This is a genomic window from Micromonospora sp. CB01531, from assembly GCF_001905095.1.
Classification (GTDB): Bacteria; Actinomycetota; Actinomycetes; order Mycobacteriales; family Micromonosporaceae; genus Micromonospora.
In genome coordinates this window covers 1-22242 of the sequence record NZ_LWLS01000129.1, presented here as the reverse complement: position 1 = coordinate 22242, position 22242 = coordinate 1, and the positions used below count along the sequence as shown (strand labels likewise).

The 22242-nt window shown below is 70.4% G+C and carries 19 protein-coding genes and 2 pseudogenes; 5 read left to right on the top strand and 16 right to left on the bottom strand.

Annotation, left to right across the window (positions count from 1 at the left end):
• Positions 1 to 167 precede the first annotated feature (167 nt).
• The 3 genes from A6A27_RS39305 to A6A27_RS39295 all read right to left on the bottom strand — a co-directional run bounded on the left by A6A27_RS39305 (position 168) and on the right by A6A27_RS39295 (position 2904).
• A complete protein-coding gene (locus A6A27_RS39305) occupies positions 168 to 944 on the bottom strand; it encodes a hypothetical protein (protein WP_073839745.1) in 777 nt (258 codons plus the stop codon).
• Positions 945 to 979: 35 nt separating this feature from the next.
• Positions 980 to 1534 (bottom strand): hypothetical protein, encoded by a 555-nt coding sequence (locus A6A27_RS43945; protein ID WP_206745070.1) that lies wholly within the window; start codon positions 1532 to 1534, stop codon positions 980 to 982.
• A 683-nt stretch (positions 1535 to 2217) separates the two neighbouring features.
• Positions 2218 to 2904, bottom strand: coding sequence for a TetR/AcrR family transcriptional regulator C-terminal domain-containing protein (locus A6A27_RS39295; RefSeq protein ID WP_073839743.1), 687 nt, complete (start codon positions 2902 to 2904; stop codon positions 2218 to 2220).
• A 118-nt stretch (positions 2905 to 3022) separates the two neighbouring features.
• On the opposite strand from A6A27_RS39295, the gene A6A27_RS39290 reads away from it, so the two are divergent.
• Positions 3023 to 3541 carry a hypothetical protein gene (locus tag A6A27_RS39290; protein ID WP_073839742.1) on the top strand — a complete coding sequence of 173 codons (519 nt, stop codon included), beginning with the start codon at positions 3023 to 3025 and terminating at the stop codon, positions 3539 to 3541.
• Between the two features lie 192 nt (positions 3542 to 3733).
• On the opposite strand, the gene rox is transcribed toward A6A27_RS39290, so the two are convergent.
• Positions 3734 to 5161 (bottom strand): rifampin monooxygenase, encoded by a 1428-nt coding sequence (gene rox / locus A6A27_RS39285; RefSeq protein WP_073839741.1) that lies wholly within the window; start codon positions 5159 to 5161, stop codon positions 3734 to 3736.
• A 450-nt stretch (positions 5162 to 5611) separates the two neighbouring features.
• A complete protein-coding gene (locus A6A27_RS39280; protein ID WP_073839740.1) occupies positions 5612 to 6790 on the bottom strand; it encodes a phosphotransferase in 1179 nt (392 codons plus the stop codon).
• A 130-nt stretch (positions 6791 to 6920) separates the two neighbouring features.
• Between A6A27_RS39280 and A6A27_RS39275 the strand changes: the two genes are divergently transcribed.
• Positions 6921 to 7505: a hypothetical protein gene (locus A6A27_RS39275; protein ID WP_073839739.1), complete on the top strand. Its 585-nt coding sequence runs from the start codon at positions 6921 to 6923 to the stop codon at positions 7503 to 7505.
• Here the strand turns inward: A6A27_RS39275 and A6A27_RS39270 are convergent.
• Positions 7496 to 8785 carry a hypothetical protein gene (locus tag A6A27_RS39270; protein WP_083673223.1) on the bottom strand — a complete coding sequence of 430 codons (1290 nt, stop codon included), beginning with the start codon at positions 8783 to 8785 and terminating at the stop codon, positions 7496 to 7498. The two genes, A6A27_RS39275 and A6A27_RS39270, sit on opposite strands and share 10 nt — an antisense overlap.
• A gap of 173 nt (positions 8786 to 8958) precedes the next feature.
• On the opposite strand from A6A27_RS39270, the gene A6A27_RS39265 reads away from it, so the two are divergent.
• Positions 8959 to 9387 (top strand): VOC family protein, encoded by a 429-nt coding sequence (locus tag A6A27_RS39265; protein WP_073839737.1) that lies wholly within the window; start codon positions 8959 to 8961, stop codon positions 9385 to 9387.
• Positions 9388 to 9391: 4 nt separating this feature from the next.
• Here A6A27_RS39265 and A6A27_RS39260 read toward each other — a convergent pair whose 3' ends face one another.
• Complete coding sequence (locus A6A27_RS39260) at positions 9392 to 10552, bottom strand: hypothetical protein (protein ID WP_143194416.1); 1161 nt, start codon at positions 10550 to 10552, stop codon at positions 9392 to 9394.
• A gap of 240 nt (positions 10553 to 10792) precedes the next feature.
• Here A6A27_RS39260 and A6A27_RS39255 point away from each other — a divergent pair, with 240 nt between their 5' ends.
• Positions 10793 to 12334 carry a gluconokinase gene (locus A6A27_RS39255; protein ID WP_073839752.1) on the top strand — a complete coding sequence of 514 codons (1542 nt, stop codon included), beginning with the start codon at positions 10793 to 10795 and terminating at the stop codon, positions 12332 to 12334.
• A gap of 69 nt (positions 12335 to 12403) precedes the next feature.
• On the opposite strand, the gene A6A27_RS44695 is transcribed toward A6A27_RS39255, so the two are convergent.
• From A6A27_RS44695 to A6A27_RS39220, 7 genes are all read right to left on the bottom strand, one after another.
• Positions 12404 to 13351, bottom strand: coding sequence for a phosphotransferase family protein (locus A6A27_RS44695; protein WP_073839736.1), 948 nt, complete (start codon positions 13349 to 13351; stop codon positions 12404 to 12406).
• A 20-nt stretch (positions 13352 to 13371) separates the two neighbouring features.
• Complete coding sequence (locus A6A27_RS44690; protein WP_073839735.1) at positions 13372 to 13554, bottom strand: hypothetical protein; 183 nt, start codon at positions 13552 to 13554, stop codon at positions 13372 to 13374.
• Between the two features lie 239 nt (positions 13555 to 13793).
• The gene (locus A6A27_RS46620; protein ID WP_073839734.1) at positions 13794 to 14909 is read right to left on the bottom strand and encodes a hypothetical protein; all 1116 of its coding nucleotides are present in this window, start codon (positions 14907 to 14909) and stop codon (positions 13794 to 13796) included.
• 237 nt (positions 14910 to 15146) lie between these two features.
• The gene (locus tag A6A27_RS39235; RefSeq protein ID WP_073839733.1) at positions 15147 to 16613 is read right to left on the bottom strand and encodes an aldehyde dehydrogenase; all 1467 of its coding nucleotides are present in this window, start codon (positions 16611 to 16613) and stop codon (positions 15147 to 15149) included.
• A gap of 83 nt (positions 16614 to 16696) precedes the next feature.
• Positions 16697 to 17713 carry an alcohol dehydrogenase catalytic domain-containing protein gene (locus A6A27_RS39230; RefSeq protein WP_073839732.1) on the bottom strand — a complete coding sequence of 339 codons (1017 nt, stop codon included), beginning with the start codon at positions 17711 to 17713 and terminating at the stop codon, positions 16697 to 16699.
• A gap of 49 nt (positions 17714 to 17762) precedes the next feature.
• A complete protein-coding gene (locus A6A27_RS39225) occupies positions 17763 to 18488 on the bottom strand; it encodes a hypothetical protein (protein ID WP_073839731.1) in 726 nt (241 codons plus the stop codon).
• Between the two features lie 800 nt (positions 18489 to 19288).
• On the bottom strand, positions 19289 to 19858 hold the full coding sequence (locus A6A27_RS39220) for a TetR/AcrR family transcriptional regulator (RefSeq protein ID WP_073839730.1): 570 nt from the start codon (positions 19856 to 19858) through the stop codon (positions 19289 to 19291).
• Positions 19859 to 19970: 112 nt separating this feature from the next.
• On the opposite strand from A6A27_RS39220, the pseudogene A6A27_RS39215 reads away from it, so the two are divergent.
• Positions 19971 to 20271 (top strand): annotated as a pseudogene (locus A6A27_RS39215) (transposase family protein); the annotation flags it as partial.
• A 514-nt stretch (positions 20272 to 20785) separates the two neighbouring features.
• Here A6A27_RS39215 and A6A27_RS39210 read toward each other — a convergent pair.
• Entirely contained in the window at positions 20786 to 21823 is a 1038-nt protein-coding gene (locus A6A27_RS39210; protein ID WP_198940650.1) for a zinc ribbon domain-containing protein, read from the bottom strand.
• 202 nt (positions 21824 to 22025) lie between these two features.
• Positions 22026 to 22242, bottom strand: a pseudogene (locus tag A6A27_RS39205) (hypothetical protein); the annotation flags it as partial.

Here is a 22242-nt window from a genome sequence, read left to right as displayed (position 1 = left end):
GGCGTCGGAGGCGGCAACGACGCGCTTGGGAGCTTGTTGCCCCAGGCGTGTTCAACCAGTTCCCTGACCCGCTCCTCGGTGACCTTGGCGAGGTCCACCTCGGGAAACGCGATCTAGTGACGGCGGATGTCACAGCATTCCCGGCATCGTCATGGAAGGTGGTCGACTCATTCGGGCCGGGCAACGACGTGATTCACCAGCGCCTGCATGCGTGTCCGGTCGGCTCGAATCACGGACACCTGAGCAAGGCCGGTCGCGCCGGGTGTCCCGAAGAAGCGGTGCAGTATCTGGGCGGCTGCACGGCCCGTGGCGCTGGTCGGCCAGGTTTCCGCCGTCAGCCCCATGGCGTAGGCGGCGTGGAGAAGGCGCCAGAGGTCGACCGCGTCCTTGGCGGCGAAGCGGCCCCGGTACGCGAGCGCCTTCAGGCAGAGCGCCGAGGCCACGTCAGGCAGAGCGACCTGTAGCGCCAGCTTGTCGGCACTCGTCAGGCGAACTTCCAGCTGAAGCAGGCTGGCTTGGCGGTGGAGCGCGAGAATCAGTCCTGGCACCTCATCCACGATGAGATCACCGTGGCGTTGGTTCGGCACCAGTTTGCTCTCGAACGACGGGGCAAGGATGTCAACGACGAGATCCAGCGGCCCGTCGTTGTCCTGGTAGCGGCGGACGAACCGGTTGGCCGCATCCCCGCGTCGGTAACCACGCTCGGCCAAGGCCCGAGGGAGCCGAGGATCTGCGACGACAGCGGGCAGTGCGGCGAAGTCGGCGTCAAGGGTCTCCCGCATCGGTACCTGCCCGGCGACACCGTGCACTGCGGTGAGGAGGGTCACCATGTGCCCGCCGACGATCCGGTGATCCAACGCCAGTGCCCCGGCGATCGCCGAAAGGTCGGCGAGTGTCCGGAAGCCGGCATCGGCCGCCCGGCTGGTGGAGGTCAGCGTCAGCACGTCGGACGGAGTTGCACCAGCTGATGCCGGTCGGGTCACGCTGCCCAACTCCCACTTGCTCGCTGACGGCGGTCCCGCAGCGTTCGCCGCAGGTGCCGCACTGGCTCATCGATGTCGGGACCCGGGGCGCGCGCCACGTCCCACAGGATCTGCAACGGGTCCGCCAGTGGCACGCTCCCCGATGCCTCGGCGGCCGTCGGGCGCGGCCATACTCCGGGATCCTTGGGCACGATGAGTTCCACCGTCGCGTCTTCTTCGTCGGCGGGCGTGAGGCCAGCACTGGTCAGGTCCACGCCGGATTGGGCGTAGACGACTGCTCGGCGCGGTGCTCGCCATGGGGCGACGCGGTCGGCTGCCACATCACCGGAGATCGCCATCCGTCCGGGGTCGCCGCTCGTCAGCAGGCTGATGGCGGCCTCTGCCTGCTGCACCGGCGGTTCCAGGCCGTACCAGAGGGTTCTCAGGCCGCCTGGTCCCGGGTACGAGTTCAGCCACCAGTCGAAGACCGCATCGATGTCGGTGACGTCCCAGCCGGCCGGCGTCCGGTCCGCGAGACCTTGTTCGGTCAATGCGGCGAGCGCCTGTGACACGCGAGGCTGGGAGACGCTGGTGACCGCCGCCAACTGCTGCTGCCCGGCCCAGGGTCGCTCGGCCAACCGTCGTACGACGGTAAAGGTGCCCCAGGGGACGCGACCCGGCCGGGTCCGTGAGGGCGGGGTATCGACGTCCCTCGTCTCGATGGACACCTGCTGACCTGCCACCTGAAGGAGACCCGTGACCTGCCGCCCGTTGTCGACCAGCCAGGACCAGCCGGCCGCCTCGACTGCGGATCGGACACCGGACGTGGCTGAAGGCACGACGAGCAGGACCTGGTCCCGATGTCGGCTCTTCAGGTGGGCGATGTCGCTGGGATTGAGCACAGCTGGCGAGGTCACCACTCTCAGGATCCCGCGCTGGGGGCCACTCCGCAGCTCGACGTGATCGGCGTCGAGCGGTACGACCACGACTCCGGCATCAACCAGAGCCCTCCACGCCGCCGACGATATAAGCATTTTCCGACCTCCTCAGATAATACTTATAACACAGGCCGTCCACGGTAGCGGCCTTGGGCGTTCCTGCGTCGCCCTCGGCCGGCGGTCGCCGGCCGATCCCTGATTCGCCGGCCCCTGTCCTCCGCCCACGCCTCGACGCTCTGACATCCCCTGCCCTGCGCCGACTCCCCGCCCCGGTAGCAGGTGTCCGACCTGCTTCGGGCCGAGCCGTCCAGGCCTGCTCAACCGGCGGGTTGTCCGGCGATTTGCTGCTCCAAGCCGTCGAGGAGGGCCTGAAGGCCGAACTCGAAGGCCTTGTCGGGAGCCGCCGCATAGCTGGCCGCCGCCGACGTGTCCAGGCGGGCACGCAGGCGCGGGTAGCGCATGGCGATCTCCTGGGCCTTGGCCATGGCGTCTTGGAACTGTTCTTCGGCGGTGGTGTCGTCCCGGGCGAGCTTCCGGGCGAGTGAGGCGGTCGCTGCGGCGCCGGCCGCGTTGCCGAGCACGTAGGTGAAGACGGCGGAGGCGGCCTGGTCTGCCTGCGCGCCGGCGAAGCCGGCGGCTTCGTAGACGGCGAGGCTGTGGTCGTCGTGGCGGGCCTTGCTCTCGCCGTAGAGGACGTGCGCAGCGAACGCCTGCACCAGCCAGGGGTGCCGGGTGAACATCTCGTACAGGTCGATGGCCATGCCGGTGGCCGCGGTGCGCCAGTCGACCGCATCCAGGTCGGGCAACTTGAGCTCACCCCACACCTGGTCGGTGGCGAGAAGGACGAGGTTGTCCTTGTTCTTGACGTGCCAGTACACGGCCGTGGCGGCGGAGTCGAGTCGTTTGCCCAGGGCGCGCATGTTCAGGCCTTCGAGGCCTTCGGCATCTAGGAGCTCGACCGCGGTGCGGACGATCTGATCTCGGGTGAGCGTGTCGCGTGGCATGCCCTCACGGTACGCAGCTGCTTGCACAAAGTTCAAGAAAGGACTTGCACATTGTTCAAGTCGCCGGCTAGCGTCCATTCCCCAGCCAGTTGAACTTAGTGCAATTCGAAGGAGTCCCATGAACACGCTCGCCGCCGTCATGCAGCTGCTCGTCGCCGCCGCCTTCGTCAGCATCCCGGTGGTCCGCCATCGCTTCGGCCCTGCCGCGAAGGCCGCCGCGGTGACCGAGCTTCGCCGCCAGCACGTCCGCCCAGAGGTGTTGGAGGAGAACAACCTCCGGTTCGACGCGAGTGGCCACGAGACCGCAGCCCCGGCCGCCGTCGCCGTGGTGATGACCGGCATCGCAGCCCTGAACTTCGGCGGCGCCGACCTGGCCCAACTGTTGACCTGGATCTTCTCGTCGCTGGTCGTGCTGATGAACGTGGCCATCGTCTACAGCAACCTCACTGCGGTGAAGTCTGTGGAGGCCGCCTTCCGCCGCAAGGGCGACCCGGAGCTGGCCCGCGTCGACGTCGCGCCCTTCCTCCAGGCCGCCGAGGGCGCCTTCCCTCGCTGGGTGCGCGCCCAGACCTACCTTCGCAACACGGTGGTCTTCGCCGGCTCCGCCGTCGCCCTGGTCGCCGTCTCCCTCGTCTGACAACCCGCCCCTGATCCTGCGGCGGCGAGCCAACGGGTGCACAGAACACAGGGCGTTCGCCGCGATGCTGTCGCTGCGAACGCCCTGCGTGCGGGGCCGGGTCCGGCCGGTGACGCGGACGGTGGGGTACGCACTGGCCGCGCCGAACTCGGCCGAAGGCAGGTTCGACCCGTCCGAGTCACCACTGCGCGCTCAGCTGGCCGCGGCCCCGAACCACTTGGGCAGCTGGCTGAGCAGATCCTGCTGGTCTTCGCCGGCCCACGCCACGTGCCCGTCGGGCCGTAGCAGTACGGCGGGCACGTCCAGTTCCTCGCTGACGTCGACGACGTGGTCGACCCGATCTGCCCAGTCCGCCACGGAGAGCCGGCCGGTCTGGTCGAGCAGCAGCCCGCGGCCGCCGTGCATCAGCTCGTAGAGGCGCCCCCGCTTCAGCTCCACGTCCCGCATCCGGCGGCCGAGCAGGTCATGCCCCTCGCCGAAGTCGTAGCGGACCCCGATCGCGGTGATCTTCTCGATCAGGTACCGGTTCACCTCCTCGAACTCCACCAGTTCCGCCAGCAGCCGGCGCACTGCCTGGGCGCCCGGCTCGGTGGACATCAGCTCCATCTGCGCGCGGGTGTTGTCCAGCACGTCGGCGGCCACCGGGCGCCGTTCGGTGTGGTAGCTGTCCAGCAGCCCTTCCGGGGCCCAGCCGTTGACCTCGGCGGCCAGTTTCCAGCCGAGGTTGAACGCGTCCTGGATGCCGAGGTTGAGGCCCTGCCCTCCGGTCGGCGGGTGGATGTGCGCCGCGTCGCCGGCGAGCAGCGCCCGGCCGGTCCGGTAGCGCTCGGCGAGCCGGGTGGCGTCGCCGAAGCGGGACAGCCAGCGCGGTGAGTGCACGCCGAAGTCGGTGCCGGCGAACACCCGCAGCTGCTGCTTGACCTCCTCGAGGGTCGGCGGGACGGAGCGGTCCTCAGCCAAGCCCTCGGCGGGCACGACGACGCGGTACATCCCGTCCCCGATGGGCCCGACGCCGAACCGCTTCTGGGTCTTGCGGACCTCGGCCACCACCTCGGCCAGCGTCTCCGGCGGCACGGCCACCTCCATCTCGCCCAGCAGCGTCTCGACCCTGCTGGGCTCGCCGGGGAAGCCGACGCCGAGCAGCTTGCGCACCCTGCTACGGCCGCCGTCGCAGCCGACGAGGTAGCGCGAGCGCAGCTGCGTGCCGTCGGCCAGCTCGGCGGTCACCCCGTGTTCGTCCTGGCTGAGCCCGACCAGTTCGCAGCCGCGCCGGATCTCGGCGCCGAGTTCGGTGGCGCGCTCGGCCAGCAGGCGGTCGGTGATGGTCTGCGGGATGCCCAGGACATACGAATGTGCGGTGTCCAGCCGGTCGGGCCAGGATTTGCCGATGCCGGCGAAGAAACCGCCGACCGTGAACTGCTGGCCGAGCGGGAGGAACCGCTCCAGCAGGCCGCGCTGGTCCATCACCTCGATGCTGCGCACGTGCAGGCCGAGCGCCCGGACCACCCTGGTCGGCTCCGCCTCCTTCTCCAGCACGAGCACGTGCACGCCGTGCAGCCGCAGCTCGCTGGCCAGCATCAAGCCGGTCGGTCCGCCGCCGGCAACGATCACGTCAAACATGAAATCCCCCAATGTTTCGGCCAGCTGCTGCGCGCAGTCCGTCGGCACGCACACCCGCAGCTCCGCGTCGGATGCCCGGAACCACCCCGCGAGCCCATCGCCGTTTCGACGACCCGCGAGACCGACAGGTCGACAAAAGCACGCGTCCTTCGCGAATCCCTGATTTCCGCAGGTTCTGGCTTCGACGGGAGATTCTGCGGCACGACCCGGGTCTTGCCGCAAGACCCCCAGTGCGATATATGTTGAGAGTGGCAGGGAGTTGCTCCTTGCCCTTTTTTGTCCGCGGTGGACGGACAGGCTCCTTCCAACGCAGTGACGCGCCGCGTTGGTGGTCCACGAGGACCTCCCCGGGCTCGCAGGATTGAGCCGCAGGGCGGAGATTCCGCAGGTGCCGGTGTCCGCTGGACGGTTCGGCGACCGACGCGGCGGGCCTGACCTCGGCCCGCGCCGTCAGTTCTGAACGTCCTCGGCGGCGGCTCGTTTCAGGCAGGCCGGCACGTCACCCGCGTGGTACGGGTGTTCGCTCGGTTCGATGCCGGCGAGGAACATCGCGTACACGGCGGCCATCCGCAGCGGGGCGACCGGGCGGAGCAGGTCGACGGCACGGTGCGGGTCACTGCCGGGCACGTCGGCCCGCCAGCGGGCGGCCCAGGCGTCGAGCAGCAGCGCGGCGGCGGCCGGGGCGAGGGTCTCGGTGAGGCGCAGGATGTCGAAGGCGGGGTGCCCGACGAACGCGTCGCCCCAGTCGATCATCACCCGCCGCACGCCGTCGCCGCGCACGTTGCCGGGGTGCAGGTCGCCGTGGACAAGCGTGTCGGGCAGCCCGCAGCGGCGTACCTCATCGAGCCGGTCGTCAAGGTCGGCGAGCAGGTCGGCGGCGACGCACAGGTCGTGCGGGGCGAGCCGGTCGCGGATCCAGGCGGCCAGCGCCGGCCCCCGCAGATCGGGTACGCCAGCGGCGAGCAGCGCGTCAACGTCGCCGGTGGCGCGGAGTTGGACGGTATGGTGGTCGGCGGCGATCGCGGCGCGTTCGATGTCGTCGGCGGCGTAGCGGTCCTCGCCGGGCGCGTGGTCGAGCAGGATGCGGCCGGTGTCGTCGGCGGCGAGCAGGGCGGGTGCGGTGCCGGGCGCGGCGGCGGCGAGCCAGCGCAGCACGACGGCCTCGTGCCGGAAGAAGGCGGGCACCTGCTTGAGCCAGGCGCTGCCGTGGTCGCCGTCGAGCCGCCAGATCGCGGACAGGTTCCAGGTGCGGTGCTGTTCAACAGCGGTCACCGGCCGGCCGAGGCGGTGCAGTTCGGCGGTGGCCCAGGCGAGGCTGCGGGCCGGGCCGCCGGGTTCGGCCCAGGGGGCGCGCAGCGGGTGCGGCGACAGATCCACCGCCACCGGGTCGAGCGGCACCGCCGGGGGCGTGGTGACCTGGCCGAGGTAGGTGAGGTGGCCGCCGGGCGGTTCGGGGCGGTCGGCGGCGAGCAGCCGCAGCACGGCCACGTCGATGCCGTAGCGGCGGCGGGCCTCGTCGACGATCGCGCCGACCTGCTGCCACCACGGCTCCGGCACGTCGTACGCGGGGAGGGCGCCGAGTGGCCGCCCGGCCTGGTCGACGAGCACGAGGGTCACGGTGCGGGACACGTGCGGACGGTACTGCCCGGCCAGGCGCGGACGCGACCGGTTAACCCGGAGATTGACCCGGGGCGGGTCCGGGGCGGATACGGGTCCGACCCCGATGTCCCCGACCCCGGGCCGCTGACACCCTGGGGCAATGACGACGACCAATTCCCGGGTCTCCTCGTACCTCTGGTTGCGGCCGGTGGCGGTGGCCGCGTCGCTGCTGCTGCTCGGCTACGGCATCCTGCGCCTGATCGACGGCCTGGACGGGCACCGCGACAAGTCGGCGTGGCCGTGGATGACCGGGCACACCCTGTTCCTGCTGGGCATCGTCGCGTTCGGGGCGGTGATCGTCGGGCTGCACGGGCGGCTGCGTACCGCCTCGTCCCGGCTGCGGACGGTGGACGACGTGGCCGCGCTGGCCGGCCTGGTCGGTGCGGCGGGCTTCGTGTGGGTGATCCTCGGTGACCTGTTCCCGCGTTTCGCCGACGCGGTGGCCACGCCGGAGGTGGTGCTGGTCGGCGGGCCGGCGCTGTTCGAGCTGGGCCTGCTGGTGCTGCTGGTCCGGGCCGCCGTGCTGCGGCTGCTGCCGGCCTCGGGGCCGGTGCTGGTGCTGGCCGGCTTCGTCGCGATCGCGGTGAACCTGGACCTGCTGCCGGTCGGTGCCGCGCTGGTCTTCGGGGGGCTGTTGCCGCTCGGGAAGCCCGCCGTCCGGTCCGGGCGGAGTGGTCAGATGTAGACGGGGCGGCGGGTGCCGTCGTGGCCCGAGCACGGCCCGCGCTGCATGCCGGTCCTGCTGATCAGGCCGTCCTTGCACTGCACCAGGTAGCCCTTGCCGGACCAGAGGTTCTCGACGCAGTCGAACCAGGTGCACACGTCCGGGGCGGGATCGTAGATGTAGGAGCCGCCGCAGTAGTTGTAGCCGTATGGGTTGGCCGGCGCGCCGCAGCGGTCGACCTCGGTCGGGCTCGGCGTGCCGGACGGCGCGGGCGGGGAGCTGGTGGTCTCGGTGGGCTGTGGTGAGGGTTGTGCCGGTGATGGGTCGGCGGTCGGGGTCGGGGCCGCGGAGGTGGTCGCGGCGGTGACGGGTGCCGCACCTGGGAGCTGACCGGACGTCGTGCCGGTGGTGTGGGGAACGGCCGAGCGGGCCGGCGTGCCGAGACCGGTGGACGAGGGCGGGAGACCTCGGTCGGTCGGGTCCACTCCGGTGCCCCGGTCCACGTCCATCCCGATCACCGGTCGGTCCGGCACGGACCCGTGGACCACGCTCACGACCGCGGCGATGGCCAGCGCCACCGCGACGGCGGCGACCAGCGCCGGACGGACGAGCCGGGCGGTCAGCGGGGCATCGGCGGGCGTGGCCGGCGACGGGGTCGGTGGCTGGTCAAGCCAGTGCGCCATCACCGCGTCGTCGAGCCGGTCCAGCAACGCCGCTCGCGCCCCCGTCGCGTCGGCGTACGCGACGGTGAGGAGCAGCCGGAAGGTGGACGCGGCGGCCCGGGGCACCCATACCCCCCGGATCCGGCCCGGCCCGTCCGGGTGCAGCAGGGTGAACGGCTCCTCGGGGTGGTGCGCCACGCCGGCGAGCCGCGCGTACGGCCACTCCTGCTGCTCGTCGCGGCCCACGACGATCAGGCGCCGGTCGGTCACCACCGCCATGCCGGCGTCGACCACCCTGGCGCCCTTCGACCGCCGGCGCGACCGCCGGGTGTCCTCGACGGGCACGACTGTCAGCTCTGCGGTAGGTAGGTCCGGGGTGTGCCGCGCCGTCGCCTCGACGATTTCCGCCGCGGGCTGCACCGCCAGCACGACCTCGTCGTCGTCGAGGCGCACGGGTAGCCCCGCCGGCGTTTCCGCCGGCCGGACGGGCTCCTCGGCCGCGCAGTAGAGCTGGCGCAGCTCCTCGTCGCGCCGGCGCCAGGCCTGCAGCGCGGCGTCGTATGCCGTGCGTCGCCGCTCGTTCTCCCGGCCGACCCACCGGGCCCGCCAGCCGTGGGCCTCGCCCTCGCTCACCGTCACCGGATCGCCTCTCATCGTGAAGGGCTTCCGTGTCCACCCGGTACAACCGCGCGTATCCGTGACGGACACGCTCAGACATCGACGGTTTTCGGCTTGTTCCGAATGGCCGAACGGTGGATGCGACATCGAACCAGATGCCACCCCGCAGGCGGCAGCGACGGTACGGTCCGGGAATGGAGCAACGCGTCAACATCATCACCCTCGGCGTAGCCGACCTGGCCCAGGCCCGCACGTTCTACGAACGGCTCGGCTGGCGCGGCCAGGAGGTGCAGGAGACCGTCTTCTTCCAGGCCGGCGCGCTGGTATTGGTGCTCTGGGGCCGCGACAAGCTGGCCGAGGACGCGGGACTGACCGACCGGGGCGCGGACGGCTTCGGCGGGCTGGGCCTGGCGCAGAACGTCCGCAGCCGCGCGGAGGTCGACGAGATCCTGCACCAGGCAGCCGAGGCGGGGGCGACGGTCACCCGCCCGGCCCGGGAGACGTTCTACGGCGGGTACGCGGGCTACTTCACCGACCCAGACGGTCACCTGTGGGAGATCGCCTGGAACCCCGGGTTCCCACTCGGCCCGGACGGTTCGCTGACCGTGCCCGACTTCGGCTGAGCGGTCAGCTCCAGACGGTCCGACGGAAGCCCAGATGGCCGGCGCACGCGTTCCGCTGCCCGCCGGACAGGCTGACCGTGCCGTCGCGGCACTGCACCAGCCAGCCCGTCCCGGACCAGAAACGGGAGACACAGTCGAACCAGTCGCAGACACCCCGGGCCGGCTTGCGGATCCGGGAACCGCCGCAGAAGTCGTACCCGAAAGGGTTGACCGGAGCGCCGCAGCGCCGCTCAGCTGGCATCGGCACCCGCGACGGTGTCGGCGCGGGCTTGGTGCGGGTGCGGCGGGGTTCCGGCGCGGCGGTCGGCGCGATCCGCACCGCGGGTGCGATCACCGGAGGCATGGGTGTGGGTGTCGGAGTGGCCGCCGAGGTAGCCGCGGCGGCCACCTCCGTATCGGCACGTCCCGGCGGGTTCGACCTGAACAGCATCGCCGGCACGATCAGGGCGACGGCCACACCGACCGCGACGGCACGCGGGCCGACCAGCGCGGCGATCCGGGCCTGGCCGGGAGTGGCGATGGCGGGCCGGACCGGCCGGACCGCAGCATGCTCTCCGATCAGTTCGTCAAGTTGGGCGACGACGGCGGCCCGCTGCTCGATCGCGTCGGCGAAGGCCAGGGTCAGCTTGAACCGGAAGTCGGCCACCGCGCCGGTGGGCAACATCAGGCCAGAGGTGCGCCGCCGGTCCAGAACCTGGATCAGCGTCACCGGCGCGCCCGGGTCGTGGGACAACCCGGTCATCCTCCCGTACACCCAGTCGCGCCGGCCGCGCCCACCGAGCAGCACCAGCCGCCGGTTGGTCAGCACGGCAAGCCCGGCGTCGACGGCCCGGACCCCCTCGGGGCGGCGGGGGCGCAACTCGGGCGGGTCGGGCTCGACGGTCAGCTCGGGGGCCGGCAGCACCGCGGTGTGCCGCACCTCGACCAGTTGCGCGGCCGGCAGCGTCCAGAAGACCACCTCACCGGGGGCCAGCTCCATGGGCAGACCGGTGCCCGCATCGGCGGAGCCGTGGAACGACGCGGCGAGGCTACGCAGCCGGCGCAGCTCCTCGTCGCGCCGTCGCCACGCCTCGTCGGCCGCGTGAAAGAGCCGCAGCCGCCGTTCGTTCTGCCGGTGCGCCCACCGGTACCGCCACGTGGAACCCGTCGAATTAGTCATCGCCACGCCGACTCCTCCGCCGCGCGAGCCCACCGGGTGTCACTCATGTCAACTGCCACAGAGGGGCACCAAGACACGCGCAAGTTGCAAATCCAGCCGATCGGGTGATTGACCGGCACATTAGGCCGAAGCTCCACCGTCGGCTCCCCCCGATCTCGGCTGCCCCACTTCGCCCTACGACGGGATCGGACCGTCGGTAACGTCAGCCGCAACGGGCCGTGAGGTGACGGCGAGGAGGTGGACCGGGTGGGCGAACCGACCGTCGTGGTGGCCGTGGACATCGGCACCACCAGCACCAAGGCGGTCGCCTACGACACCGGCGGACGACAACTCGTCGCCCACTCCCACAGCTACCCCCTCAACGAGCCGCACCCCGGCTACGCCGAGCAGGACCCACAAGCGATCTTCGACGCGGTGGCGCAGTCAATCCGGGCCGTGGTCGCCGAACTGCCCGGACCGGTCGCCGGACTGTCCTTCAGCAGCGCGATGCACAGCCTGATCGGGCTGGACCCCGACGGCACCCCGCTCACCCCGTCGATCACCTGGGCCGACTCCCGAGCCAGCAGCCAAGCCGAACGGCTGCGCGCCGTACCGTCCGGCCTGACCATCCACCGACGCACCGGCACACCGATCCACCCGATGGCGCCGCTGCCGAAGCTGGTCTGGTTCGCCCAGCAGGAACCGAAACTATTCGAACAGGTCGCCCACTGGGTCGGCATCAAGGACTTCGTGCTGCGGTGGCTGGCCGACACACTGGTCACCGACCACTCGCTCGCCTCCGCCACCGGCCTGATGGACATCCACCAACTGGCCTGGGACGCCGAAGCGCTCGGCATCGCCGGCATCACCGAGGAGCAACTCCCCCAACTCGTACCCACCACCCACGTGCTGCCCGGACTGACCGCCGAGGCGGCCGCCGCCACCGGCCTACCCGCCGACACCCCGATCGTCGTGGGCGCCGGCGACGGACCACTGGCCAACCTGGGCCTCGGCGCGGTCCACCCCGGCGAGGTGGCCTGCTCCATCGGCACCAGCGGCGCCATGCGGGTGATGGTCGAACGCCCCGGCGTCGACCCCCTCGGCGGCGTCTTCTGCTACGCCCTCACCGAGAACCGCTGGGTGGTCGGCGGCGCCATCAACAACGGCGGCATCGTCCTGCAGTGGGCCGGCGAAGCCCTCGCCCCCGAACTCGGCGAACACGCCGAGGAAAAACTGCTCGAACTGGCCGCCCAGGCACCGGTCGGCTCCGGCGGGCTGATCATGCTGCCGTACCTGCTCAGCGAACGCGCACCGCACTGGAGCGCGGTGCCCCGCGGCGCGTACGTCGGGCTCACCCACGGCCACCGGCGCGAACACCTCGTCCGGGCCGCACTGGAAGGGGTCTGCCAGCAACTCGCCCTGGTCCTCACCTCGGTCCGGGCCGCCGGCAACGAGGTACGCGAGGTCCGCGCCAGCGGCGGCTTCGCCCGCAGCCCGCTGTGGCGGCAGATCCTCGCCGACGCCCTCGGCATGCCGGTACGCTTCCCCGCCGGCCACCAGGGATCCAGCTTCGGCGCCGCGCTGCTCGGCATGCAGGCACTCGGCCTCATTGAATCGATCGACGTCGCCGCCAACCTGGTCAAGATCCAAGAAACCGTACACCCCGACCCGGCCGCCGCCGCCACCTACGCCACCCTGCTGCCGCTCTTCTCCGAGCTGTACGACGCGCTGGTGCCGACATTCTCGTCGCTGCGGCGACTGGCCCCCAGCCTGCCACCGGAACCACCACCCGCCGCACTTCCAAGCTGAGCCCGGGGCAAAGACGACTACCGAAGGCCGTGACAGCCGTGGTCGCACTGCTCGCCGCGCCGGCACCACTCACGAACACCGGATCCTGGCGGCCCTGGGGTCACGTGCGGCCCCCTTGAGCCACGAGCTGTCGCAGAAGGCAAGTTCGCGTCGCACCGTCGAGACGTAGTCGGCGACCCAGTCACCTCCCGCGCCGCACTCCACCGTCAATGCCATCAGCGACCAGACCAGCCGGTAGAGGGACAGGATCCGTTCGTCCGGCGGAAACGGCCCGCCGTAGCCCCGTAGGAGGAGTTGGAAATCGTCCCGGCCGGCCATTGAGAACCGGGCCAGGTCGAAGAGGGGATCGCCCACCATCGCGTCCCCCCAGTCGATCAGTCCCGCGAGCTGGTCCGCCTCGCTCCAGACGTGCTTGGGCACCAGGTCACCGTGCAGCAGGACCCCCTGATGCACCCGTGCGAGGTGGTCGCGCATGCGCCGCAACTGCACGCCGACCTCGTCGTGCATCCCCGGTGACATGATGCTGGCGGGAACAACCTTGGCGGCATTGGCCACGACGGCGTCCAGGAAACCGGCCCAGGTGTCATGCGTGCCGGCAAGCCGATCAGGGCAGACCAACCCGAACCCCGGCAGTGCCAGGTCGTGCAACCGTCGCAGGCACTGTCCAGCGTCAGCCAGAACCTCACTGCCAGGCTCGGCGTGCTGCCCGGGCAACACGTCCAGCAGCAGCATGTCATGAGGAAACACCGCGTCCGCGGCTACCAGCACCGCGTGTGGGACAGGCACCGCCGTCTGCCGGAGCATCGTCAGCACCGCGGCCTCTCGTCTGATTCCGTCGGCCGCTCCGAGTTTGACGATGACCTGCCGCTCTCCACATCGAATCGCATGAACCAGGTTGACGATCGACCCGGCTAGGCGGCGCATCGAACCGGCCGAACAGCCCAGTGCCTCCCCCACCCGGGCGGGGATCGACTGCCTGAGGGACCCTTCACTCGAGAACTCGCCGTCCACGACCACTTGGGACTGCTCCTCTTCGGTCAGATACGTGGCGTCGCCGGGACGCGGTCCGAGCCGCCCCGCCTGGTCAACGCGAGAGGCGGCGCGGGGCGAGTACCGGCACGCAGGTACACGAGGCCGAAAGCAGCCGCGGCCAGCAGGGCGTACGGCAGGAACTCGGCGGCGTCCACCAGGGCGGCCGGCACGCCACCGTCCCCGTCCATCCGATCGACGGTAGTGGTCGCCGTTCAGGTGGCGCCACCCCGCACAGGGGTTGATCCGCCGCCGGCCGTCAACGCACCGGAATTGCCGGGGTTCCTCTCGCGACCACCTTTCGAGCAAAGGAAGCGAAGAGTAGGGCCGACACCGACGGCGGACGCCACGATCGAGTGAGCGTCCTGTGCCAGCCCGCCGGGCGAAGCCTCGCCGGCACCACGTCACCACCGTGGCGTGAGCGCCCGGCTCAGGGCGCCTCGACCCCCGATATCCGGAACTTGTGCACCTCGGCGCCCAGGATCGCCGCCACCTGCTCCTCGGCCGGGCCGGACCCCCGGAAGGCGAGCAGCAAGGCGTGAACCGCCGTGGCGACGGCCAGTCCCGCGAACGCCAGGCTTGCCGCGCCGAGTACCGCCCAGGCGATCGGTCGTGAGGCGGGCACATCGGCGCCGTGTACCCAGCGGATGACGAAATTGGTGGTCGCGGCGACGGGGAAGGAGTAGATCCAGAAACCGGTGCCGAACGACTGCTGCCGCAGATGGGGCAGCAGGAAGACGATGATGAGGATGGTGAAGGCGACCAGGCCGGCGAACCCGTCTCCGATGGCATCGACCGGGCCGGGGTGTGCGGCCATCCAGGCCAGACCGCCCACGGTCGGCGGGATGCCGAACACGGCGAGAGTCGGCCGGGCCGGCACTGGCAGCGTGCTCGCCACCAGGCTGGAGAGGATGACCGTGCCGAAGGCGAGCCAGTACAGCAGTCCGACCGCGAAGGCACCGTCCGCGACCTCGGGAAGCCCCAGCGTGGTTGCGGCGATGCTCGCGATGAAGGGTCCCGACGACACCGGCAGCAGATAGCCCGGGTGGAGCGGGGCGGAGCTGAGCGTTCCGGTGAGCCAGTGGGCCAGCAATCTGGCGGCGATCACCGCGGTGACCACGGCGAACACCGCGTACGCCCAGCGTGCGGCGTCGATTGAGAACCGGGAGAAGTGCGCGGTGAAGAGCATGCCGACGATGGGGACGTAGGCGAGTGCGAAGCCCTGGCCGGGATGACGCAGATCGTTCAGCAGGTTCGACCAGCGCGCTCCGCCGTGGCGGACGTACTCCGCCAGAAGCACCAGCCATACCAGCCCGCTGACCGCGAAGAGCCCGTCACTGATGCCAAGGGGAGCGGACACAGCGACTGCTGCGGTCTGCCACGCGCCGCCGAGTCCGGCGGTGCCGAGCGAGACGGAGAGCAGTCCGATGCGCTTGGACCGCCGCCCCCGCCGCGGGTCGTCCTCACCGGGGGCGATCGCCTTGCCGGGTGAGGGGGCGGTCGGATGTATGTCCACCGGCGCGGTTTTGCTGGCCAGTGACTTCATGGGAGGGCCTCGTCCTCTTACGCAGGGGTGGGAAGCCGCGATCGACCTCGACGCGGCGTTGGTTGCTTGGGCACTCGGAGCATCCGCTCGGGCGGTTCGGCGGCGGACGTGGCGCTTGAGGTGTTCAGGGCCGGCCGCGGACGGCGGGCGCACGCGAGCAGCCCCGATCCGCCCCTTGGGGGAGAGTGCTGATCAGGACCGCGCCCGCGCACGCCGCGCCGGTCTCGTGGCAGGTGCCTATCCCGCGTTGTCGGCGGTCATGCGGGGGGACAGGTAGATGGCCTTCGGTACGGTGTATTCCAGGAGGGCTTCGGGGCCCAGCTCGCGGCCCATCCCGCTGTCCTTGACGCCGCCGTAGGGAGCGTTGACATCGATCTGGTAGCCGTTGATTCCGATGGTTCCGGTGTCGATCTGCCGTGCGACGCCGAGTGCGCGGTCCTGGTCGATGCTCCACACCGTGCCGCCAAGTCCGTATACGGATTGGTTGGCCAGCCGGATGGCGTCGGCGTCGTCCTCGTAGCGCACGATGGCCAGCACGGGACCGAAGATCTCTTCCTGGGCGATCGTCGTGCTGTTGTCCACGTCGGCGAAGATGGTGGGTGCGACGAAATGGCCGCCTTCGAGCCCGTCGAGCCCCAGGGGCCGCTTTCCGCCGGTCGTCAGGCGGGCTCCGTCGCTGATGCCCTTGGCGATGTAGGACTCGACTCGCTCCTGCTGTCGGGCGCTGACCATGGGACCGATCTGGGTCGCGGGGTCGATGGAGTCGCCGATGCGGGCCGATCGTGCGAGTGCGGTGTAAAAGTCGACGACTTCGTCATACCTGCCGGCCGGCGCGAGGACGCGGGTGCCGGCGAAGCAGGTCTGTCCGTTGTTGAGCAGACTCGCTCCGAACATGGCCGCCTGGTTCGACTCGAGGTCTGCGTCATCGAGGATGACCGCGGCGGACTTTCCGCCCAGTTCGAGGGTGACGCGGCGCAGCAGCTTGCCAGCGTTGGTGGCGATGTCCTGGCCGACCGGGGTGGATCCGGTGAATGAGATCTGGTCCACTCCCGGGTGGGTGACCAGGTAGGAACCGATCCCGCGGCCGCCGGGAACGATGTTGAGGACGCCCGGGGGAAGACCGGCCTCGATGACGGCGTCGGCGAGGACGCCGGCGTCCAGGACCGCGTCCGACGAAGGCTTCATGACCACGGTGCAGCCGGCCGCGAGTGCGGGCGCGAGCTTGAAGAACGCCAGGACCTGAGGGAAGTTCCACGGCGTGATCGCGGCGACCACGCCGACGGGCTTGCGGGTGACGAGCGTCTCGCCGCGCAGGTCGTCCGACGGCGTCTGCGTGATCATCGACGCGTAGAACCGCAGGAGCTTCTCGGGCACGGAGCCCTCGAACGACTTCGCGGTGTTGATCGGCATGCCCACCTGGTCGGAGACCAGCTCGGCGGTGCGGTCCGAACGCGCCGCGAGAGCGTCGGCCAGTCGCAGCATCGCCGCCGCCCGGTCCGCCGGCGCCCAATGTGCCCAACCGCTCGGGTCGTCGAACGCGCGCCTGGCCGCTGCCACGGCCGCGTCGATGTCCCGCGTCGACGCGGCCGGGACGCTGCCGATCAGCCGGCCGGTGTTGGCCGAGGTCACCTCGATTCGCTCCGCGGTCGCCGGGGTCTGCCACGCGCCATCGATGAGAAGTTTGTCGTACTCAGCTATGTCCATCGTTCCGATCTCCGTACAAGAAGTTGGGTGTCACGTGCTGTGCGGGTTGAGCGTTTCCGCCGGGACCGCAGCGCTCGGCCGTGTCAGCGACCGACGTCGAGCACCATCCGGAAGCGCGCGTCGCCGGACATCATCCGCGCGTACGCCTCTCCGGCCTGCTCCAAGGGAACGGTCTCGACCATCGGGCGGATGTTGTGGGCGTGGGCGAAGCCGACGTTGTCCTCGTTGTCGCGAGGCGTGCCGGTCAGCGAGCCGACGATCGCGCGGCCACCGAAGATGAGCGGCACGGTGCTCACCTCGATCGGATCCTGCGCCACGCCCACGACGACGAGCTGCCCGCGGACGGCAAGCCCCCCGATCAGCGGCGACATCGAGGCGCCACTGCTGGCGGTGGCCAGAACGACCCTGGCACCACCGAGTTCCTGCAGTGCCTGGTCGCTTGCGGTGGAGTCGATGTAGTGATGCGCGCCGAGCTGCAGCGCAAGCTCCTCCTTGTCCCGGCCGCGGGCGATCGCCGCCACCCGGAACCCCATGGCCCGCGCGTACTGGATGCCGAGGTGTCCCAGGCCGCCGATGCCCTGGACGGCGACGAGATCGCCCGCACGTGCGACCGAGCTCACCAGCGCGTGATGCACTGTCAGGCCCGCACACATCAGCGGCGCCAGCTCGGCCGCCGGCATGTCGTCCGGCACCGCGACGAGCCCCGACGTCCGGGCCGTGAGGTACTCCGCGTACCCACCCTGCTGGCTGTCGCCCAGCACCGGCTGGTCGGTGCAGTACACGAAGTCGCCGCGCTGGCACATCGCGCACGCGCCGCAGTGCCCGCCCAGGTAGCCCAGACCGACCCGCTGCCCGACGCGCCACCCGGAAACACCGTCACCAAGAGCGTCGATCCGGCCGATGACCTCGTGCCCGGGCACCACGGGTACGCCGGACGGCCGACTGCCGGTCATGTTCATGATTCCGGCCACGTCGCTGTGGCAGACCCCGCACGCCTCTACGGCGATCCGGACCTGTCCTGCCCCTGGCGGCTCGAACTCTCGCTCGACGAGGGTGAAATCACCGTCAGCGGTCGCCTCGACGGCGCGATAGCCGCTCATGACGTCCCCCTGTTCCTGTCCGGGCCTTGCCGGGCAGTCGTCCGTCGCTTCACGAGACCGTGATGTCGGTGAGGTCGATAGAGATGATCACCGGTTCGGCGACCTTCTGGTTGTGCTCGTCAGTGAGGTGCACCGAGCGCTTGGTCGGGAAGACGAGGCCGCCGAAGGTCCGGTGCTCGTACGTGTAGTGCGCCGAGTCGCGGTCGGCGGCACCGAACACGTCGGGACGGTAGTCGTGGCGCCGGATGAGGCCCTCGGCGTCGATGTAATAGGTCTGCACCCGGCTGTGAGTGGCGATGTGCTCGGGGAAGGTCACCTCCAGGCGGCGCCAGGTCTCGCCGTTCTCCTCCCACGGCTCGATCTCCGTGGCGGTGAAGCCCGGCTCGGCGAAGATGAAGGGCTCGGTCAGATAGGTCCACATGGCGTATCCGGCGAAGTACGCCGCGTGCACACGGTCCCACGGCGTCTCCAGCGTGTGGCCGGCGAAGGACTCCCGCGGCTGGACACGCTCCTGCGTCACCTGGCCGTCGAGGGACTCGATCGCGACCCGGTCGGGGGTATACGCCGCGCGCAGCCCCGGCTCCGCGAAGGGCGCGAGGGTGGCCGACTGCCGGTGCAGGTCGGCGGTAATGCTGTACCGGTCGAGCACCCCGGGCTGACCCTTGAGACCCCACAGCGCGCCGCCGGCCTGTACCTCGGCCGTGATCCGAGTGGCAGAGCGCCAACGGTCGAGGCCGCCGTGGGCGGCGATGACGGTGTCGAGAAGATCGGACATGGCGGTTCCTTCCTAGTTTCGCCGGTTGAATATGACCGGTCGTCTTAAACCCTACGGGCGGCTCGGCCCAAACACAAGAGAACCCCCTCGCCGAGACCCGGCGGGCTGCGACGACCGGATCGGTCGCCCTCGCCGATCCGCCGGTTCACGACGGGGCCGCACATCGGTCGTCCGGCCGGTCGCACGTGCCCGACCCGGGTTTCGCGGCGCGGCCGGCGCGGATGGACGCGCAACGGTGGCGGGCAGAGGGACACCGCCGGCTCGGGGCGTGTGTGCGGGGATTCACGTCCCGGGCCCGGCAGCACGGAAGCCCGCGCGCGCCGGGTGGGGGTGGCATGCTTCGAAGGGTGAGCGTCCGCGTGCCGACGGCGACCTGTCGCCGCCGCTCCTGGACCTTCGTCGTACGCGGTGACCGACGTACGCCCATTTCGTGTAGAGCCCGGTTCGGGTGCGTGGCCTCCGGGGGCGGTAACGCTCCTTGCCCCCTGTCGTTGGAGGTGCTGCCGCCGGTCCTGGCGGCGCCGGATGGTCGCCTACTGCGCCAACGTGAGCGATCTGAGCTCGCTTGCCGGCATGCCCACGCTTCAGGTGCTGAGGCTGACGGGATGCCCGGTGCGGGAACTTTTCGCGGTCGCTGCATTGCCCGCGCCGCACCACGTGAACATACGCGCCACCCCCGACGAGAAGCCCTCGGTGGGCAGGCCCACGCGTCGGCACTCGGCCGACCGGGATGTTCCCCGGTGGCGGCGGCAGGATGAACGGTGCCGGGCGGCACGAGGCTGGAATCTTGGCTGAAATTGCTAGACGACGAGCGAGTCGAAAACGTCGAAGAAGCAGTCCAAGGGGGCCCGGTTTCGGGTCACCTTCGCCCGCAGTACCGCGCCTTCCCACCCGTCCACGAGAAACTGCCCAAGTTGGCCGGGGGTGAGGGCGCTTGTGAGGGCGCCTGCCGCACGAGCTTCTTCCAGGACCTGTGTGACGGCGTCGGTCCAGGCGCTCAGCCGGGCATCGACCTTGCCGCGCATTATGTCGGTCTGATTCGACAGTTCCGCCCCGAAGTTCCCGAACATGCACCCACGCCCGTAGGAGAAGCGCTCCAGATCCGCGGCGAGGTATTCGAAATGGGCGCGCAGCCGTGACACGGGCGCCAGGTTCCCATCCCCCAGCATCTCCAACCTGCGGCCGGCGGCGTAGCGGTCCATGACCTCGCTGGCGAGTGCTTCCTTGTTCTCGAAGTGGTTGTACACCGACCCCTTGGGAATACCGGCCGTGCGGGCGATGTCCTGGATCCCCGTGCCGTTGAAGCCGCGCTCGTGGAAGCACTCCATGGCGGCCTCGACCAACTGCTCGCGAACGCTGGGTCTGGGCATCCGGACTTCCTTTCTCCCACCCGATAGAATATGAACGGTCGTCTTGCGCGTCAAATCGGACTATCCAAGACCGGTGGCAGCGGGCCGCCCGTTCCTGAGGCCGACGGGCGCGGTTCAGACTCTGCGCGAGCACGATCCGGAGTTCGTCCTCCTGGACGGGACACTCGCCGAGTGCGACCGGCGTCGGCGACAGCCGAGCCGACTACTCGGCCAAGCACCGCCGGCACGGCGTGAACGTCCAACTCGTCACCGACCCCGCCGGAGAGGTGCTGTGGATCTCGCCCGCGCTGCCGGGCCGCACCCACGACCTGACCGCGGCCCGCACCCACCGCATCCTCCGGATCTGCGAACGCCAGGGCGTCCCGATCCTCGCCGACCGCGCATACCAGGGCGCCGGCCCCTGGGTCACCACCGACCCTGTTGGTCATTCATGTTCAGACTGCGAGGGCGAGGTCCAGGCGTGAGAGGTGAGTGGTTCGGCGGGGGTCAAGGATCTCGCCGTTCCACCAGGCATCGAGTCGGATGAGGTTGAGGGCGGCAGCGTCTCTGATTAGCTTAGCGATCCTGAGTCGGATGGGGTTTCCGGGATCGTTTCCCACCGTGGTGGAGTTGCATGGGCGTGGAGATGGAATCCTGCGCCCAGTGCGGCTCCTCGTGGCCGGTGGCCGGCGGTGGGTGTGCTGATCGCGTTCACGCCCTGGTGTCGGTGGGCTGCGCGGGGCAGCTTCCGGTCCGTTGGTGCGTGTCCCTCCAGACGCTTGCCCGCTCGGCTGTGGGGCCGGGTGGGGGAGGGTGCCCCGCGTCGCCTGGGCGCGGGGCGTGGTGGCTTGTGCCGGGTGGGGCCGGTCTTCGACCGGTCCCCCCGGCTGGCATGGGAGCTCGGGGTGACGACGGCTGCGGCTTCGAGCTCGTCGACGACCGTGCGGATCACCATGGCGCCGGTGGTCTTGTCGGTGACGGTTTTGGTCTGGTGGGTGAGTCCGCGGGCGGCGATCCGCCGCCAGGCGCCGTGGTCGCGGTCGCCCTGCACCGGCAGGACTGGTGGGGGCAGATAGCCCACTTCCATCCCGCCACGGTCGGCTTGTCGGGGGCTTTACGGTGCTGTAGCGGGGTCAAACATTGAGGGCAGTGCTTGGACGTGTTCCGGGCGGGGACGGTGACCACGGCGATCCCGTGCTCAGCGGCGAGGTGCCGCATCCGGTCGCTGATCTTTCCGCGGACCTGCTGGGACAGGCGAGTATTCAGGGTTCGCCCCATGCCCTTGGCTTCCATCGACCGCAGGTCTTCCAGGTAGATCGCCGTCGCCCGGGCGGCGATCGCCTGGTCGACCGTCCAGCGGGCGGCAGCCCACGCGAGCGCGTCGTTGAGGTTTTGGCGGCGGGCGGACACGTGGCGGATCTCGTCCCGGATCACCGCATGCTTGCCGACAAGGTGATGCCGCGAGTCGCCGCCGATGAGCCGCTGGTACTGGTCGGCCTTGGCATGCAGCCGCTCACTCTGGCGGCGCAGGCGGTGCTGCTTGGCCAGGATGCCGGCGGCGCGGAACTGTCCACCGGCCCCCAACACCGTGATCCGCCCATCCTGTCCCAGTCGTAGGGCTCCAGCGCCGAGGAGGGTGTTGAGGCCCCAGTCCACGCCAAGCGCCACCGAGTGACCGGTAGTCCGCGCTTTCGGCACGGCATGTGTGTATGCCATGTCGGCACGCACCATCCCGCCGGTGAGGCGCAGGGTGGGCAGGTGCAGCACCGCCGAGGCGGGAACCGTGGACGGCAACGTGATCCGGCACTCGACCCACGTCCAGTCCCGATACGTCTGCGGATCCGGACGGGTGGGCAACTGCAGCCGCAGCAGCGCCCTCGCCGGGTCAGTGTCGCTGCGCTCGATGATGGCCTGCTGCCGATCACACGCGGCCAACAGCAACATCCGCGGAATCCACGGAACCCCTTCGAGCTCGAACACGTCCACCGGCAGCCGACCATTGGCCTTGCCGAACGTGACAACCTGCCGGGTCCGGCCCTTGATGACATTCGACGGCAGATGCTCCCCGCCCGGGATCGAGGCCGCCGGGTAGCGGGCGGGAGTCTCACCCGCCCGCCCCCACAGATCCGGACGTAAGCCTCTCGGCTTATCCGAGCAATAGTCAAGACTTGTGGATGAGAAATCTTGATTAGGCGGCTGCGGCTGGGTTCGCGATGGGCTCGGTGGCGGGTCGTTCGACGAGTATGCCGCGTTCGAAGCGGGCGCCGGCGCGGACCAGGGCGACGAGGTGGGGTGCGTTGACGGCCCGCCACCGCTGTTGGGCGGCCTCGATGAGCTTGAACGCCATGGCGAGGCCGGCGGCCTTGGAGCCCGGGCCTAATGAGTTCTGGGAGTGAGCCATCCGG